Source organism: Plantactinospora sonchi, from assembly GCF_036422035.1.
Lineage (GTDB): Bacteria > Actinomycetota > Actinomycetes > Mycobacteriales > Micromonosporaceae > Plantactinospora > Plantactinospora sonchi.
Window position 1 is genome coordinate 76,671 of sequence record NZ_JAZGQK010000030.1, and the last position, 14,711, is coordinate 91,381.

Consider the following 14,711-nt stretch of genomic DNA (forward strand, 5'->3'; position numbering starts at 1 on the left):
GCCGGCGCTCCGCCCGGTCGCGCCCCGGGTGCGGACGGTGGGCCGGCCCGACCAGGGCGGCACCTCGCCGTCCGCACCGTCGGGGGCGGCACCCACGCCGTCCGCACCGTCAGGGGCGGCGGCTCGGCCGGGTGCTGCCGGTGCCGCTGCCAGTGCCGTTGGGTGTTCCTGCCCCACCGATCGGCCGGAAAGCAGGGGTTCCGGCGTCCGCCCGACACCGTACGCTGGGCAGTCGACGTCGTAGGTTGATCAACTAACGCACCGGAAGGGTGTTGGCCGGCACCGACCCCCGTCCGGTGACGTCTGTCGGCGATATCGAGGGGCAGCGCCGGGTGGCAACGCCGGGCTGCCAGGGAAAGGGAATGGACATGCTTGTCGACTGGCCACTGGAACGGTTGCGCGACTACCTGCCGGACCGGGACGAACCGGCTGACTTCGACGAATTCTGGGCCGACACGGTGCAACAGGCGCGTGAGGTCGGCACGCCGGCCCTGTTCGAGCCGTACGACGCCCGGCTCTCCACAATGGAGGTGTACGACGTCACCTTCTCCGGCTTCGCCGGCCAGCCGGTACGCGGCTGGTTCCTGATCCCGGCGCACCTGGACGGCCGGCTGCCCTGCGTGGTCACCTACATCGGGTACGGCGGTGGCCGCGGCCTGCCCCACGAGTGGCTGACCTGGGGCGCGGCCGGCTACGCCCACCTGGTGATGGACACCCGGGGCCAGGGCAGCAACGGCTACTTCGTCGGCGACACCCCCGACCCCGACCCGGTCGGTCTGCCGCACACCCCCGGCTTCATGACCCGGGGGCTCACCGACCCGCAGAGCTACTACTACCGGCGGGTCTTCACCGACGCGGTCCGGGCCGTCGACGCCGCCCGGGAACATCCGAGGGTGGACCCCGACCGGGTGGTGGTGACCGGCGCCAGCCAGGGCGGCGGGATCACCCTCGCGGTCGCCGGGCTGGTCGACGGACTCGCCGCCGTACTGCCCGACGTGCCGTTCCTCTGCCACTACCGGCGGGCCACCGAGATCACCGACGCGATGCCGTACCAGGAGCTGGTGACGTACCTGAAGACGCACCGGGGCGACGTCGACGCGGCGTTCCGCACGCTGGGCTACTTCGACGGGGTCAACTTCGCCACCCGGGCCACCGCCCCGACGCTCTTCTCCGTCGCGCTGATGGACGCCGTCTGCCCGCCGTCGACCGTCTTCGCCGCGTACAACCACTACGCGGCAACGGACAAGGACATCACGGTGTGGCCGTACAACGGGCACGAGGGTGGCGCGGGGTGGCAGTTCCCCCGCCAGGTCGAACTGCTGCGCCGCGTACTCGGCTGATCCGGCGCCGGCCAGGGGTGCCGCCCGCCCGGCGTACCCCTGGCCGGCGACCGGCCGTACCCGCACCGCTCGACGCGGTGGCCTCGAACCGGCCGCCGGGGGGTCAGGCGCCGACGCTGCCGTCGACACCCTCCCGCAGGAGGTCCGCGTGGCCGTTGTGCCGGCCGTACTCCAGCAGGACGTGCACCAGCACCATCCGCAGTGACACCTGCTCGCCCCATCGGGGCTGGTAGCCGGCGACATCCAGCGACTCCGCCGCCCGCTCGATCCGACGCGAGTTCTCGACCTCCGCCTCCCAGGCGGCGAACGCCTCCGCCCGGGTCGACCCGCTCGCGTCGTACGCGGCCTGGAAGTCGATCGTGTCCGACCAGACCATCGGCGCCTCGTGGTCCTCGAAGGTCCGACGGAACCAGGCGCGCTCCACCTCGGCCATGTGTCGGACCAGACCGAGCAGGGAGAGCGTGGAGGGCGGCATCGACGTCCGCCGCAGCTCCTCGTCACTGAGCCCGGCGCACTTCATCGCCAGGGTGGCGCGGTGGTAGTCGAGGAAGGCACGGAGCGTCTCACGTTCGCTACCGAAACTCGGCGGACCCACCCGCTCGTCGACACTCATCGGCTTCGCTCCCTGTGCCTGACCTGCCCGGGGACGCAGGCTACCCGCTCCGACCGGTGACTGTCAGATCCACGTCCACCGCTTCCCTGCCCCCCACCACGGCGCAACGATGGCCATGATGTCAGCGGAGGAATCGATGAACGACGACAGCACCGACCCGGCCCGGCCGGCGGGACCGCTGCCGGCCGAGTTCGGGTCGGCCCGACGGAACGCGTACGGCGGCGACCGGCCCGATCCGCTCTCCCCGGTACCCACCTCGCCCAGCCTGGTCACCGACTCGGTCATCGCCCGACCGCTGCAGGACCGGATGGCCGAATCCGGGGACGAGCCGATCGGCGTGGTGGTCGAACTGCGGATCCGGTACCCCGGGGGTGTGTCCGGCGCGCAGGCCCGGATCCGCGAGCTGATCACCCGGGTCGCCGGCCCCCAGCCACCGGTCTGGCCGATCGGCTCGTACCTGAGCAGCGCGCTCACCGCCGCGCAGATCCGTGCCCTGGTGGCCGCCGACATCGCGGACGCCGAGGAGACCGCCCGGGAGCAGGCCCTGGTGGAGGCCGAGGTGGCCGACCCGGGCACCGGCGGGCAGTCGGTCGACGGGGCCGCCGCGACGCCGCCCCTGTCGGTGGAGAGTGGCCGGGCGCCGAGGTCGGCGATCCACCGGATCTGGCCGAACTTCGAGGTCCAGCCCCTGATCCACCGCACCGTGGTGACCACCAAGTGTCAGGCGGTGCACCGCGCCTTCAACGCGTACGGCCAGAACATCGTCTGGGCGGTGCTCGACTCCGGCGTCAACGCCGACCACGCGCATTTCGCCCGGCACGGCAACCTGGACCTGGCCGCGCCGCTGGCCCACCGGAGCTTCGTCGGCGACAGTGACGCCGACGCGCTCGCCGACCGGGCCGGCCACGGCACCCACGTGGCCGGGATCCTGGCCGGCGAGCAGGCGGTGGCCGACTCCGAGCCGCCGCTGACCGCCGCCACCTGGTATCAGCCGGACGCCGACGACACCCGCTGCGAACGGCTCTCACTCCGCGAGATCAGCGGGATGGCACCCCGCTGCCGACTCCTCTCCTGCAAGGTGCTGCGGGACGACGGCTCCGGGGACATGGCCGCGGTGCTGGCCGCCCTGGAGTACATCCAGGAACTCAACGACAACGGCCGGGAGCTGCTGGTCCACGGGGTCAACCTGTCGGTCGGCTATCCGTTCGATCCGACCTGGTTCGCCACCGGGCTCAGTCCGATCTGCCGCGAGGTGGACCGGCTGGTGCAGTCCGGGGTGGTGGTCGTGGCAGCGGCCGGCAACACCGGTTACGGCTACGTCATCGACGCCGGCGGTCGGCGGATGCGTACCGCCTTCGACCTGACGATCAACGACCCGGGCAACGCGGAACTGGCCATCACCGTCGGCGCCACCTCCTGCCGGCCACACGCCTCGGGTGTCTCGTACTTCTCCTCGAAGGGACCCACCGGGGACGGTCGGGCCAAGCCGGACCTGGTGGCACCGGGCGAACGGGTGGTCAGCGCCGGCGCCGGTCAACTGCTGGAGCGGGCACTCGCCGGGGTTCCCGGGGCGACGTACGTGGAGAACTCCGGCACGTCGATGGCGGCGCCGCACGTTTCCGGGGTCGCCGCCGCGTTCATGTCGGTGCACCAGGAGTTCGTCGGACGCCCGGACCGGGTCAAGCGGGCGCTGCTGGAGTCGGCGACCTGCCTCGGCCGGGACCGGGCCTTCCAGGGACACGGGCTGGTGGACGCGATGCGCGCCCTCCAGTCCGTCTGAGCGGGACGGGGGGAGACGGATGCAGTTCCCGTACGTCGAGGTGGAGCTGGAGTCCACCGGGGCGATCCACGACGACGGCCAACGGCGGGCCGCACTGGAGCTGGCCGCCCGGCCGGGTACCACCGACCTGCTCGTGCTCTGCCACGGCTGGAACAACGACATTCCGCAGGCGCGCAGGCTCTACGCGCGACTCACCGACCACCTGGCGGCGGTACGGCCGGCGGTACCCGCCGCGGCCACCCGGTCGCTGGCGGTGATCGGCGTGCTCTGGCCGTCGATCCGCTGGACCGACGACGATCCGGTTGCCGGGGGCGGCGCCGGTTTCGGCGACGGGACCGGGTTCGGTGCCGAGGCCGCCGCGCTGGCCGAGGAGATCGGGACGCGGATCGAGGACCCGGGACGGGCCGCCCGGCTCATCCGCCTCGTGCCAAGGTTGGCCGACTCGTCCGAGGCCCGGCGCGAGTTCCTCGACACGCTCCGCGAACAGTTGCCGCCCCCGCCCGCCGCGCCGGACCCGGGGATCATGACCGTGGACGAGGACCCGCCGCCGGCGGCCCTGCGTCACGGCGAACCGGACCGGGTCTTCGCCGAGGCGGGCGGCCCGGAGTTCGACCCCGGCCTGCCGGAGCGCCCCGGTGGCGCGGCGGTCTCCGACCTCGGCGGTCCGGCACCGTCCAGCTCCGCCCGGCCCGGCGTCGGGCGACCGGCGGAGCCGGACCTCGGCGGAGCGACGGCCGGGTTCACCCCCGGCGCGGTGGCGGCGTCGGACCTCGGCGGAGCCGTTGGACTCGATCTTGACGGGGCGGTGCGGCGCGCCCGTGACCTGCTGAACGTGACCTCGTACTACACGATGAAGGACCGGGCCGGGAAGGTGGGCGCCGGCGGCGTCGCCACCCTGTTGGCCGGGTTGGCCGGGGTCGCGCCCGGCGCCCGGCTGCACCTGGCCGGGCACTCCTTCGGCGCCCGGGCGCTCGCCGCGGCCGGGGCGAAGCACCTGGCGGTGCACTCCGTCACCCTGCTGCAGGCGGCGTTCAGCCATCACGGTTTCGCGGTCGACTTCGACGGGCGGGGCCACCACGGGCTGTTCCGTCCCCTTCTGACCAGCGGTCGGATGACCGGCCCACTGGTGATCACGCACACGGTCAACGACCGGGCGGTCGGCCTGGCGTACGCCCTCGCCTCCCGGCTGGCCCGGCAGGCCGGGGCCGGGGTGGGTGACGCGAACGACCCGTACGGCGGACTGGGCCGCAACGGCGCGCTCAAGACGCCGGAGGTCTTCCAGCCCGCAGGTGATCTCCAGGAGGTCGGCGGGGGGTACGCCTTCCGACCCGGCCGGGTCCACAACCTCCGGGCGGACACCTTCATCCGTTCCCACAGCGACGTGAGCAGCCCCCAGGTCGGGTACGCACTGCTCAACGCGTTGTGTACGGTGTGACCGCCGGCACATCGCGGCCCGGCACGAACGGATCTACCATCTGAAAACTGATTATTCATTCTCAATTCATCCAGGTCGGCGGTCGCGTCGGACAGCCCGCGGGTCCTTGAGCGGTCCGATTATGGTTGGCGAGGCCAGCGCTGGGTACCGTCCGGGATACCTCGCCCCGGCGACCCTTGGAGGCGCCATGTCGGACGGTCCGTTGGAAGATCAACGGACGGACGCCCAGCCCGGTCCCACGCTGCTCCACATCCAGTTCGACGCGGACCAGATCACCCCTGTCCGACAGCAGCTGACCCGATGCCTCGACGGCCACGGGCTGCACGGCGACCGGCTCGACGACTTCGTCACCGCGATCAACGAAGCGATGACCAACGCTGTCCGGCACGGCGGCGGCCGGGGTGAGCTGCGGCTGTGGCGCGACCGGGAGCTGGTGTGCGAGGTCCGCGACAACGGACCGGGTCTCTCCGCCGCGCCGCCGATCCCGCACGCCCGCCCCCAGCCCTCGGCCAACGGCGGCATGGGCCTCTGGCTCGCCAGGCAACTCGCCGACTCGATGGAGGTCGACAGCGACCTCGACGGGGTGCGGGTACGGCTCGCGATGGCTCTCCCGGTGTCCGGGGTGCCCGCCACGCGCCCCGACCGACCCTGACCACGACCGGCGAACAGCCGACCGGCCCCGTCCAGAGCCGACCTGCGCTGACCACAGCCGGCGAACAGCCGACCGGCCCCGAGTCCGGTTGTCCGACACCGACCGGCTGTCGGCGACGTGACGCAGGGCTGACCCCGCCCACCGGGGGTGGGCGGGGTCAGCGTGCGGCGGCCGGCTCACGCCGCCGCCCTGCTCGCGCTACCGGGCGGTGAGCCCGGCGGCGAGCGCCACCGGAACCGGGGCGTACCCGGTGGGCCGGGTGGTGAAGGTCCCCCGACCCTGGGTTCGGCTGCGCAGCCGGGTCGCGTAACCGAAGAGCTCGGCCAGCGGCACACTCGCGGTGACCACCACGGTGCCGGACCGGGTGGTCGAACCGACCACCCGACCGCGCCGCGCGGACAGATCACCGAGTACGGCGCCGACCGCGTCCTCCGGCACGGTGACCGTGACCTCGACAACCGGCTCCAGCAGCGCCAGTTCGCCGGCCCGCAGCGCCTCCCGCAGCGCGAGTCGACCCGCCGTCCGGAACGCCAGCTCCGAGGAGTCCTTGGAGTGGGTGGCCCCGTCGGTCAGGGTGACCCGCAGACCGATCACCGGATGACCACCGAGCGGCCCCTCGGCCAACGCGTCCCGGCATCCGGCCTCCACCGCCCGGACGTACTCCTTCGGCACCCGGCCGCCGACGACGGTCGAGTCGAACACGAAGCCCGAACCGGCCGCGCCGTCGAGTTCCGGACCGTCGCCGGCACCGTCGGCGTCAGCCGCCAGCGGCGCCACGTCGAGGACGACGTGCGCGTACTGGCCGGCGCCGCCCTCCTGCTTGACGTGCCGGTACAGCAGGCCGGAGACCCCGCGTACCACGGTCTCCCGGTACGCCACCTGCGGTCGCCCGACGGTCACCTCCAGTCCGTGGTCCCGGCGGAGCTTCTCCACCGCCACCTCCAGATGCAGCTCACCGAGGCCGGAGAGCACGGTCTGCCCGGTCTCCCGGTCGGTCCGCGAGACCAGCGACGGGTCCTCCTCCACCAGCCGGGCCAGCGCCGAGGCCAGCCGTTCGGTGTCGGAGTTGCGTCGGGCCTCGACCGCCACCGACACCACCGGCTCGGCGACGGTCGGTGGTTCGAGCACCAGCGGCGCGTCCGGGGCGCAGAGCGTCGCTCCGGTCCGGGCGACCTTCGGCCCGACCACCGCGACGATGTCCCCGGCCACCGCCCGGTCCAGCTCGGTGTGCCGGTCGGCCTGGACGTGCAGGATCCGGGCGATCCGTTCGGTACGTCCCGTGCCGGCGTCCCGCACCGTGTCCCCCTTCCGAATCGTTCCCGAATACACCCGTACGTACGTCAACCGCCCGGTCGCGGTCGAGTTGACCTTGAACACCAGACCGGCGAACGGCGCCTCCGGATCCGCGTCGCGCCGGAGTTCGGCGCCCTGCCAGGTGCCCCGCACCGCCGGCACGTCCAGCGGCGACGGCAGGTACGCGACCACCGCGTCGAGCAGCGGCTCGATGCCCCGGTTGCGGTACGCCGAGCCGCCGAGCACCACCACGCCGGCACCGGTACGGGTCACCTCGCGCAGCGCCGCGACCAGCGTCGGCGTGCTGACCTCGCCCCGGTCGCAGAACTCCTCCAACGCGCCCGGATGCAGCTCGGCGACGGTTTCCTCCAGCATCCGGCGTCGCCGCAGCGCCTCCGCACGCGACTCCTCCGGCACCGGACCCTCCCGGTAGGTCTCCTGCCCGTCGACCCAGACCAGCGACCGCATCCCGACCAGGTCGACCAGGCCGGTGAACCCGTCCTCCTGACCGATCGGCAGCTGTACCACCAGCGGGACGACCCCGAGCCGGTCACGGATCGACCGGACCGCGGCGTCGAGGTCGGCGCCGGCCCGGTCCAGCTTGTTGACAAAGGCGATCCGGGGTACGCCGTGCCGGTCGGCCTGTCGCCACACCGACTCGCTCTGCGGCTCCACGCCGGCGACCCCGTCGAAGACCGCGACCGCCCCGTCGAGTACCCGCAGCGCCCGTTCGACCTCGTCCGCGAAGTCGACGTGGCCCGGGGTGTCGATCAGGTTGATCCGGTGGTCGGCCCAGGTGCAGCTGACGGCGGCGGCGAAGATGGTGATGCCACGCTTGCGCTCCTGGGGGTCGAAGTCGGTGACGGTCGTACCGTCGTGCACCTCGCCCCGCTTGTAGGTGGCGCCGGTGACATACAGGATCCGTTCGGTGGTGGTGGTCTTGCCGGCGTCGACGTGGGCGAGGATGCCGAGGTTGCGGGTTCGGGTCAGGTGGTCGACGACGTTACGGTTCAGTGGGGTACGCACGGCCGGTGGCCTTTCCTGGTCAGATTCGTCGGGAGAACGGACGGCGCGCGATTGGCGACGAAGCTGAGCCGGTCCCGGCCGGTTGTCCCTGACAGCGGTCGACCCGTCGGCCGGGTCACCGCGCGCCGGGGTCATCCCTGACGGGAGAACCTTTCGGCCGGGCGGCCCGACGACGGTTCCGGTACCGCACCCCTGGTCGGACGCGGCGGGTCAGCCGACCGACCGGTCGAGAGGGTGCGGGAGTGGTACCGCGCAGGGATCAGTCGGGATTGACGGCCCCGACCGGGTGGATCCGCCGCTGGGACGGATCGGCGTGCTTCGTCGCGAAGGCCGGGGTCAGCCGCGCGGGCTGGCCTCGGACGCCGACGAAGACGCCAGAATCACCTCGTGCCGTGACGGAGGAATGACCACAGCGGTGCGGTAGTGCACGGCTGTCTCCCCTCACTCGTCAGGGCGGCACGGTCCGGAGTGGACCGTGCTCGGATCATGACGACTGTACCGGCTCCGGTGCGCGTTCGGAAGCGCTATTTCCACCCTCGAGCCACCGACCATCGCCGTTCGACCAGACCGCCGGGCCGGTCGGCAGACGCGGCCACCGGCGGCGAAACCGCAGGATGGACCGGCCGAGCCGGCATCCGCATGGGCGGGTCCGCTCCGCAGGTCGGCGGAGCGGACGGAGGGTACGTCCGCCGGGCCGGTGCCGGGTATGCCGAGCGGCCCGTTCCGACCCGGGAACGACGCGGCGTACGACAGCGGGGAGACGTGTTCAGCGGTAGAGGGTCTCGGCCAGCTCCTTCGCCGCCTCGTGCAGGGCCGCCACCGCCCGGTTCACTCCCTCCGGCCCCATCCGGGCGGTCGGGCCGGCGACGATCAGCGCGGCGACCGGCGTACCGACGCGGTCCGGCAGCGGTACGGCGACCGCGACCAGGCCCGGCTCGCTCTCGCCCCGGTTGACCGAGTGTCCCAGCGTCCGGGCATCGGCCAACTCCTCGAACAGGGTGGCCCGATCGGTGTTGGTCGCCTCGGTGACCCGGTCCAACCGCTCCGTCGGATAGAGCCGGTGTACCGCCTCCGGGGCCAGCCCGGCCAGCAGCACCCTGCCACCGGCGCAGGCGTGCGCCGGCAGGGTCACCCCGGCCCGGGACGCGACCCGGACGGCGTTGCGGGACTCGACCGAGTCGAGGAACCGGACCTTGTCCCCCTCCAGGATCTGCAGGCTCGCCGTCTCCCCGGTCGCCGCCACCAGCCGCTCCAGATACGGCCGGGCCTTGCGCCGGACGTCCAGCCGGCTGAGGGCGCCCATCCCGACCTCGATCAGCACCGGCCCCGGGTGGTACGCTCGGGTCGTCGGGTTCTGCGCGGCGAAGCCCCGGAAGACGAGCATGGCGAGCAGCCGGTGCGCCGTCGACCGCGCCACGCCCAACTCGTCGGCCGCCTCGGCGACCCGCACGCTCGGCCTGGTCTTCAGCAGCAGCAGGAGCCGTAGAGCGTGGTCGACCGAGGCGATGTGATAGGGCGGAACGGCCGCCTCATTCTTCATTGCGGAATGATAGCGATAAGTATGTTGCTGTAAGGACCGCCCGATGGACCACGTTTCCACCCTGGTCAACCCTGCGGTACGGCCGCGCGCAGTCGGTCGAGTTCGGCGGTGGTCCCGATCCCGGCGATGCCGGGCCGGGCACGGCGAATTCACTGGCGGCGCCGGTGGCGGCGAAAGGATCATCAGCGTCATGTCCGGCTACTACGTCGCGCTCGGCGACTCGATGTCCATTGACGACTACGCCGGTGGCCCGGGGCGGGGTGCGGCGAGCCTGCTGTTGCGGTACCGGAACCCGGACCTTCCGCAGTGGCGGGGCGGGGACCTCGCCGAGGCCGGCTACGACGCACGGCTGCTGGCCCGGGACGGGGCCACCACCATCGACGTCCTCGACCGCCAGGTACCGGCCATCGACCGGCCGCCGACGCTGGTCACCATCACCATGGGCGGTAACGACCTGCTGGCCGCGTACGGCGACACCGACGCTGCCCGGGCCGCCGTCGGAAGGGTGGCGGCCCAGGGGGAGGCGGTTCTGACCCGGCTGCGCGCCGCCGCCGGCGGCGGCTGCCGGATCGTGCTCAGCACGGTGTACGACCCGAGCGACGGCACCGGGGCGGTCCCCACCTCCGGCCTACCGCCGTGGCCGGACGGACCGGCGATGATCCAGCTGCTCAACGCCGCGCTGACCGGGCTCGCGGAGCGGCACGGCGCGGCGCTCGCCGACGTACACGGTCACTTTCTCGGGCATGGCGTGACGGTGGGTGACCCGAGTCAGCCCCAACCCCGACCGGCCAACCGGGAACTCTGGTACTGCGGCACGGTCGAACCGAACGCCTGGGGTGCGGCGCAGATCCGGGAGCTGTGGTGGCGGGCGTTGGGGGACGGCCACGACCTGTGGTGATGATCTAAGCTCCCCGGAATGCGTTCCCATCGCGGATCCTTCGACACCGACCTCGTCAACCAGGCCTACCAGGCGTGGGACGCCGAGGACTGGCCGCGCGCCGGCGAGCTGCTGGAGCGGGCGGTCCGACAGGCACCGGACGCCCGGGGCAGCGACAAGCTCTGGTTCGACGCGGCGTTGGCGTACAAGTTCCTCCGCGACTGGCCGAAGGCGTACGAGCTGGGTCTGGAGGCGGCGGCCCGGGCGCGCCGGGGCAAGGAGGACCCCGCCTTCTGGAACCTCGGGATCGTGGCCACCGTGCTGCGGGACTGGGCGACCGCCCGGGACTGCTGGCAGGGGTACGGCCTGCCCATCCCGCCCGGCGAGGGCGAGATCCTGGAGGATTTCGGACCCACCTGTGTACGGATCAACACCGCGACCGGCCAGGAGGTGGTGTGGGCCCAGCGGCTCTGCCCGACCCGGGCCCGGGTCCTCAACGTGCCACTTGATCCCGGCCGCCGGTTCGGCGAGGTCGTGCTGCACGACGGCGTACCCAACGGCGAACGGGTCTTCCAGGGCCAGGCGGTGCCGGTGTTCGACGAGATCCTCCTCTTCACCCCCTCCGAGCTGCCCACCCTCTCGGTCACCGTGACCGCGTCGGCACCGGACGACATCGAGGCGCTGCTCGAGGCGTTCGCCCGCGACAACCTCGGCGCCGAACCGTCCGACACGGTGAAGCCGCTCTGCAGCTGCTGCAGCGAGGGTTCGGTGACCCAGGAACGGACGGTGGAGGCCGGCCGGAAGTCGATGCTGCTCGCCGCTCCGGAGCAACGGGCCGCCGAACTGCTCGACCGGTGGCACGCCGAGCGTCCTGACGACCGCTCCTGGACAGGGCTACACCCGGCGAGCTGACATCCGGCGGTTGCCCGGGACCGGGCCGACCGCCACCAGCGCATCCTCCAGCCCTGAGCCGGCGACGGTCGGGCGAAGCACCGAGGTCGCCACCCCGCGCCCGCTCACAGGGCGGCGTTCAGGAGGTCCCGGGTCTGTTCGTCGAAGGCGACCAGCCGGATCCGTTCCACCTCGGACGGGGTGGACCGCAGCGTCGAGACCGCGATCCGGGCCGCCTGATCGGGCGGGAAACCGTAGACGCCGGTGGCGATGGCGGGAAAGGCGAGGCTGCGGGCGCCGATCTGGTCGGCGATCTCCAGACAGCGGCGGTAGCACGAGGCGAGCACCTCGGCCTCGCCGTGGTTCCCGCCCTCCCAGACCGGTCCGACGGTGTGGATGACGTGCCGGACCGGCGGATCAAGGTCGAAGGCCGGCGTCGCCACCGCCTCGCCGGGCGGGCAGGGTCCGATCGCTCCCCCGGCCTCGGCCAGTCTCGGCCCGGCGGCCCGGTGGATGGCGCCGTCCACCCCGCCGCCGCCCAGCAGTGACTCGTTGGCGGCGGTCACGATCGCGTCGACCCGCTCCCGGGTGATGTCACCCGATACCACTTCGATCACGGTCATCCGCTGATGATGCCAGCCGTCGAGCCGCTGGGCGCGGCGGTCGGCTCGACCGCCGTCGACCCGGTCGCGCCGCCTCCCGCCGCATCGCCGGCCGGGCTCCACGCGCAGGACGGACCACCGTGGCAGAGCCGCTCGCGGGTGGGCGGTTCGATCTGCAGGGTGGTGTGGTCGATCCCGAACTCGTCGTGCAGCCGTCGCCGGGCTGTCACCAGTACGTCCGCCACGTCCACCGCCTCGGTCACGTTGAGGTGCGCGGAGGCGACGTCCATGCCGGAGGTGAGCGTCCAGACGTGCAGGTCGTGCACGGCGGTCACCCCGTCGAGCCCGGCCAGGGTCTCCCTGACCCGCGCGACGTCGACGTGCGGCGGTGCCGCCTGGACCAGCACCCGGCCGGCGGCCACCGCCAGTCGCCAGGTGCGGGGCAGGATGAGCAGGCCGACCGCGACGGCGACCAGCGGGTCGGCGTACCGCCAGCCGGTCGTCGCGATGACCAGGGCGGCGACGATGACACCCACCGAGCCGAACAGGTCGCCGAGCACCTCCAGGTAGGCGCCCCGCAGGTTGAGGCTCTCCTTGGCGCCGCTGCGGAGCAGCAGGAAGGCGACCACGTTCACGGCCAGGCCGCCGAGCGCGACCACCAGCATCGGGCCGGCCGCGACCTCGGGCGGATCACCGATCCGACGGACCGACTCGACCAGGACGTAGAGCGCGACGCCGGAGAGGAGCACCGCGTTCGCCAGCGCGGCGAGCACCTCCAGCCGGTAGAGGCCGAAGGTGCGCTGGGGGTCCTTGGACGCACGGCTGGCGGCGGTGATCGCCGCCAGCGCCATCCCGATGCCGAGTACGTCGGTGAACATGTGCCCGGCGTCGGAGAGCAGGGCGAGCGAGCCGGTCAGCCAGGCGGCGACCGCCTGGACCACCATGTAGAGGGCCAGCAGCCCGAAGGCCAGCCAGAGCGGCCGGCGATGCCGCTGCCCGGCCCAGCTCAGCGGGTTCGCGTGGTCGTGCCCGGCGCCCATTGCCCACCTCCGGCGTACGTCCGCCCCTGCCACCGCCAACGTATGCGGACATCGCTATATATGCAAGTTGGAAGTGGGTGTCAAAACGCCGACCGCCCCGCCATCCAACGATCGGATGGCGGGGCGGTCGCTACCGCGCGAATATCGTGTGACGGTCGTTACAACATCGACACGTGCACATGGTCCGTGTGGTCACTCGCACCGCTGTAGGACCGCCAGCCGACGGCCGGAGACCAGATCTCCCGGTACCAGATCACGTACAGGATGCCGAGCCGATCGGCGTTGCGGACCAGGAAGGCGGCCAGGTTGTTGCCGTACTTCATCTGGTCGTTGTTCGCCGCCGGGCTGAAGCCACGGTTGAGCAGCGACCAGTCGCAGGCCCGCCCCTTCGGGTGCTCGTACGGCCCACCGGGACGGTAACAGCCGACGAACCGGTTGAAGCCGGCCCGCTTGACCTCCTTGTACATGTGCAACGTACGGGCCGTGATGCAGCCACCCGTGGTCGGGTCGTCCTGGTTGCAGGACAGCGGCGGGAAGCCGTCGTCCATCCCGGGCCCGGGCCGGGCGACCTTCGACTCGGCGTCGACCAGGCCCTTGTTCGGCCGGGTGATGCCGCCGACCAGGGCGAGCGCCTTCTCCGCCTCGGTCTTCTGCTTGTCGATGACCTTCCGGGCGTCCTTCTGCTTCTCAACCTCGGCGTCGACCGCGTCCTTGGCGGCGTTGACCTGCTCGCGCGCCTCGTTCAACCGCCGCAGCTTCTGGTTGTTGAGCAGGTTCAACTCGTTCAGGGCCGCGGCCCGGTCCAGGAAGGACTCCGACGACGAGCTGTTCAGCATCATCGACACGGCACTGAGTTTGCCCGCCCGGTAGGACTCCGCCGCGATCTGGCTCGCCTCCGGCGCGAGCGCGTCCAGCCTGTCCTGCGCCTCCTCGAGCTGCTTGGTGAGTTCCTTCTGCCGCTTCTGGGACTTCTTGAGCGCGGCGTTGGCCTCGGCGTACCGCTTCCCCGTCGTGGCGAGTACGTCACCGAGCAGCGGTGTCTCGACCTCCCCGTCGGGGGCCGGCTTGGGTGCCGCCGACGCCACGGACGGAGCCACGATCAGCGATGCTGCGGTGAGCAGTGCCAGGGCAAGCGCCAACCTTCGGCGTAGGGGTGCCCTCACATGTATCCCTTCCGTCGGCCGCCGACCGGGTTAGCTGACGGGTTCGGGATGGAAGAGGTCCCTACCGCTGTCGCGGATTCACCCCGGGTACCTGGGTCCCCGGCTCGCCGGGTGGCGATTAGGCGGCGATCAGCGCCGGCACCAATTGGTACCCGGCGGTGATGAACGGCAGACAGCATACCCGGTTTCACTTCCGTGATGGCAATACCCGATTGCCCCGAAAAGTGTTGCCGCGTAACAACTATCAGTAATCACGGCGCATGACGAGCATCGACAGATATCCCTCACGCACGCGCCATTCACGATCCGCTGTCAGATATTCACCAACCGCTCAGCACCAGCGTAGGGACGACGGGAGAAGTTCGTCCCGACTGTCCGCCAGGGTCGACCGCGATCGCCCGGGCACGTCCGATGGCCAACACGCTCGGTCACACCGGCGACGGGGGGCGGAGCCGCCAC

11 protein-coding genes, 1 pseudogene and 1 riboswitch are annotated in these 14,711 nt (G+C 72.1%); of the genes and pseudogenes, 6 read left to right on the plus strand and 6 right to left on the minus strand.

Annotated features, from left to right (window positions below):
- The first annotated feature begins 362 nt into the window (after positions 1 to 362).
- On the plus strand, positions 363 to 1,340 hold the full coding sequence (locus tag V1633_RS29715; RefSeq protein WP_331217594.1) for an acetylxylan esterase: 978 nt from the start codon (positions 363 to 365) through the stop codon (positions 1,338 to 1,340).
- A gap of 103 nt (positions 1,341 to 1,443) precedes the next feature.
- Here the strand turns inward: V1633_RS29715 and V1633_RS29720 are convergent, their stop codons facing one another.
- Positions 1,444 to 1,953: a DinB family protein gene (locus tag V1633_RS29720; protein ID WP_331217595.1), complete on the minus strand. Its 510-nt coding sequence runs from the start codon at positions 1,951 to 1,953 to the stop codon at positions 1,444 to 1,446.
- Positions 1,954 to 2,089: 136 nt separating this feature from the next.
- Here V1633_RS29720 and V1633_RS29725 point away from each other — a divergent pair, with 136 nt between their 5' ends.
- The 3 genes from V1633_RS29725 (at position 2,090) to V1633_RS29735 (ending at position 5,820) form a co-directional block, all read left to right on the plus strand.
- Positions 2,090 to 3,733 carry a S8 family peptidase gene (locus V1633_RS29725; RefSeq protein ID WP_331217596.1) on the plus strand — a complete coding sequence of 548 codons (1,644 nt, stop codon included), beginning with the start codon at positions 2,090 to 2,092 and terminating at the stop codon, positions 3,731 to 3,733.
- A 19-nt stretch (positions 3,734 to 3,752) separates the two neighbouring features.
- Positions 3,753 to 5,168, plus strand: coding sequence for a hypothetical protein (locus tag V1633_RS29730; RefSeq protein ID WP_331217597.1), 1,416 nt, complete (start codon positions 3,753 to 3,755; stop codon positions 5,166 to 5,168).
- Between the two features lie 187 nt (positions 5,169 to 5,355).
- Positions 5,356 to 5,820 (plus strand): ATP-binding protein, encoded by a 465-nt coding sequence (locus V1633_RS29735; RefSeq protein ID WP_331217598.1) that lies wholly within the window; start codon positions 5,356 to 5,358, stop codon positions 5,818 to 5,820.
- 198 nt (positions 5,821 to 6,018) lie between these two features.
- On the opposite strand, the gene fusA is transcribed toward V1633_RS29735, so the two are convergent.
- Together fusA and V1633_RS29745 are read right to left on the minus strand one after the other, a co-directional pair.
- A complete protein-coding gene (gene fusA, locus V1633_RS29740) occupies positions 6,019 to 8,139 on the minus strand; it encodes an elongation factor G (protein WP_331217599.1) in 2,121 nt (706 codons plus the stop codon).
- A gap of 766 nt (positions 8,140 to 8,905) precedes the next feature.
- Positions 8,906 to 9,679 (minus strand): IclR family transcriptional regulator, encoded by a 774-nt coding sequence (locus V1633_RS29745; protein ID WP_331217600.1) that lies wholly within the window; start codon positions 9,677 to 9,679, stop codon positions 8,906 to 8,908.
- A 190-nt stretch (positions 9,680 to 9,869) separates the two neighbouring features.
- Between V1633_RS29745 and V1633_RS29750 the strand changes: the two genes are divergently transcribed.
- Positions 9,870 to 10,577 carry an SGNH/GDSL hydrolase family protein gene (locus V1633_RS29750; RefSeq protein ID WP_331217601.1) on the plus strand — a complete coding sequence of 236 codons (708 nt, stop codon included), beginning with the start codon at positions 9,870 to 9,872 and terminating at the stop codon, positions 10,575 to 10,577.
- Positions 10,578 to 10,595: 18 nt separating this feature from the next.
- Positions 10,596 to 11,468 (plus strand): tetratricopeptide repeat protein, encoded by an 873-nt coding sequence (locus V1633_RS29755; protein WP_331217602.1) that lies wholly within the window; start codon positions 10,596 to 10,598, stop codon positions 11,466 to 11,468.
- A gap of 104 nt (positions 11,469 to 11,572) precedes the next feature.
- Here V1633_RS29755 and V1633_RS29760 read toward each other — a convergent pair whose 3' ends face one another.
- From V1633_RS29760 to V1633_RS29770, 3 genes and pseudogenes are all read right to left on the minus strand, one after another.
- The gene (locus tag V1633_RS29760) at positions 11,573 to 12,070 is read right to left on the minus strand and encodes an O-acetyl-ADP-ribose deacetylase (RefSeq protein WP_331217603.1); all 498 of its coding nucleotides are present in this window, start codon (positions 12,068 to 12,070) and stop codon (positions 11,573 to 11,575) included.
- 116 nt (positions 12,071 to 12,186) lie between these two features.
- Positions 12,187 to 13,089 (minus strand): annotated as a pseudogene (locus tag V1633_RS29765) (cation diffusion facilitator family transporter); the annotation flags it as partial.
- 158 nt (positions 13,090 to 13,247) lie between these two features.
- Positions 13,248 to 14,252, minus strand: coding sequence for a coiled-coil domain-containing protein (locus V1633_RS29770; protein WP_331217604.1), 1,005 nt, complete (start codon positions 14,250 to 14,252; stop codon positions 13,248 to 13,250).
- A gap of 3 nt (positions 14,253 to 14,255) precedes the next feature.
- A riboswitch (cyclic di-AMP (ydaO/yuaA leader) is annotated at positions 14,256 to 14,387 on the minus strand.
- Positions 14,388 to 14,711: the final 324 nt, after the last annotated feature.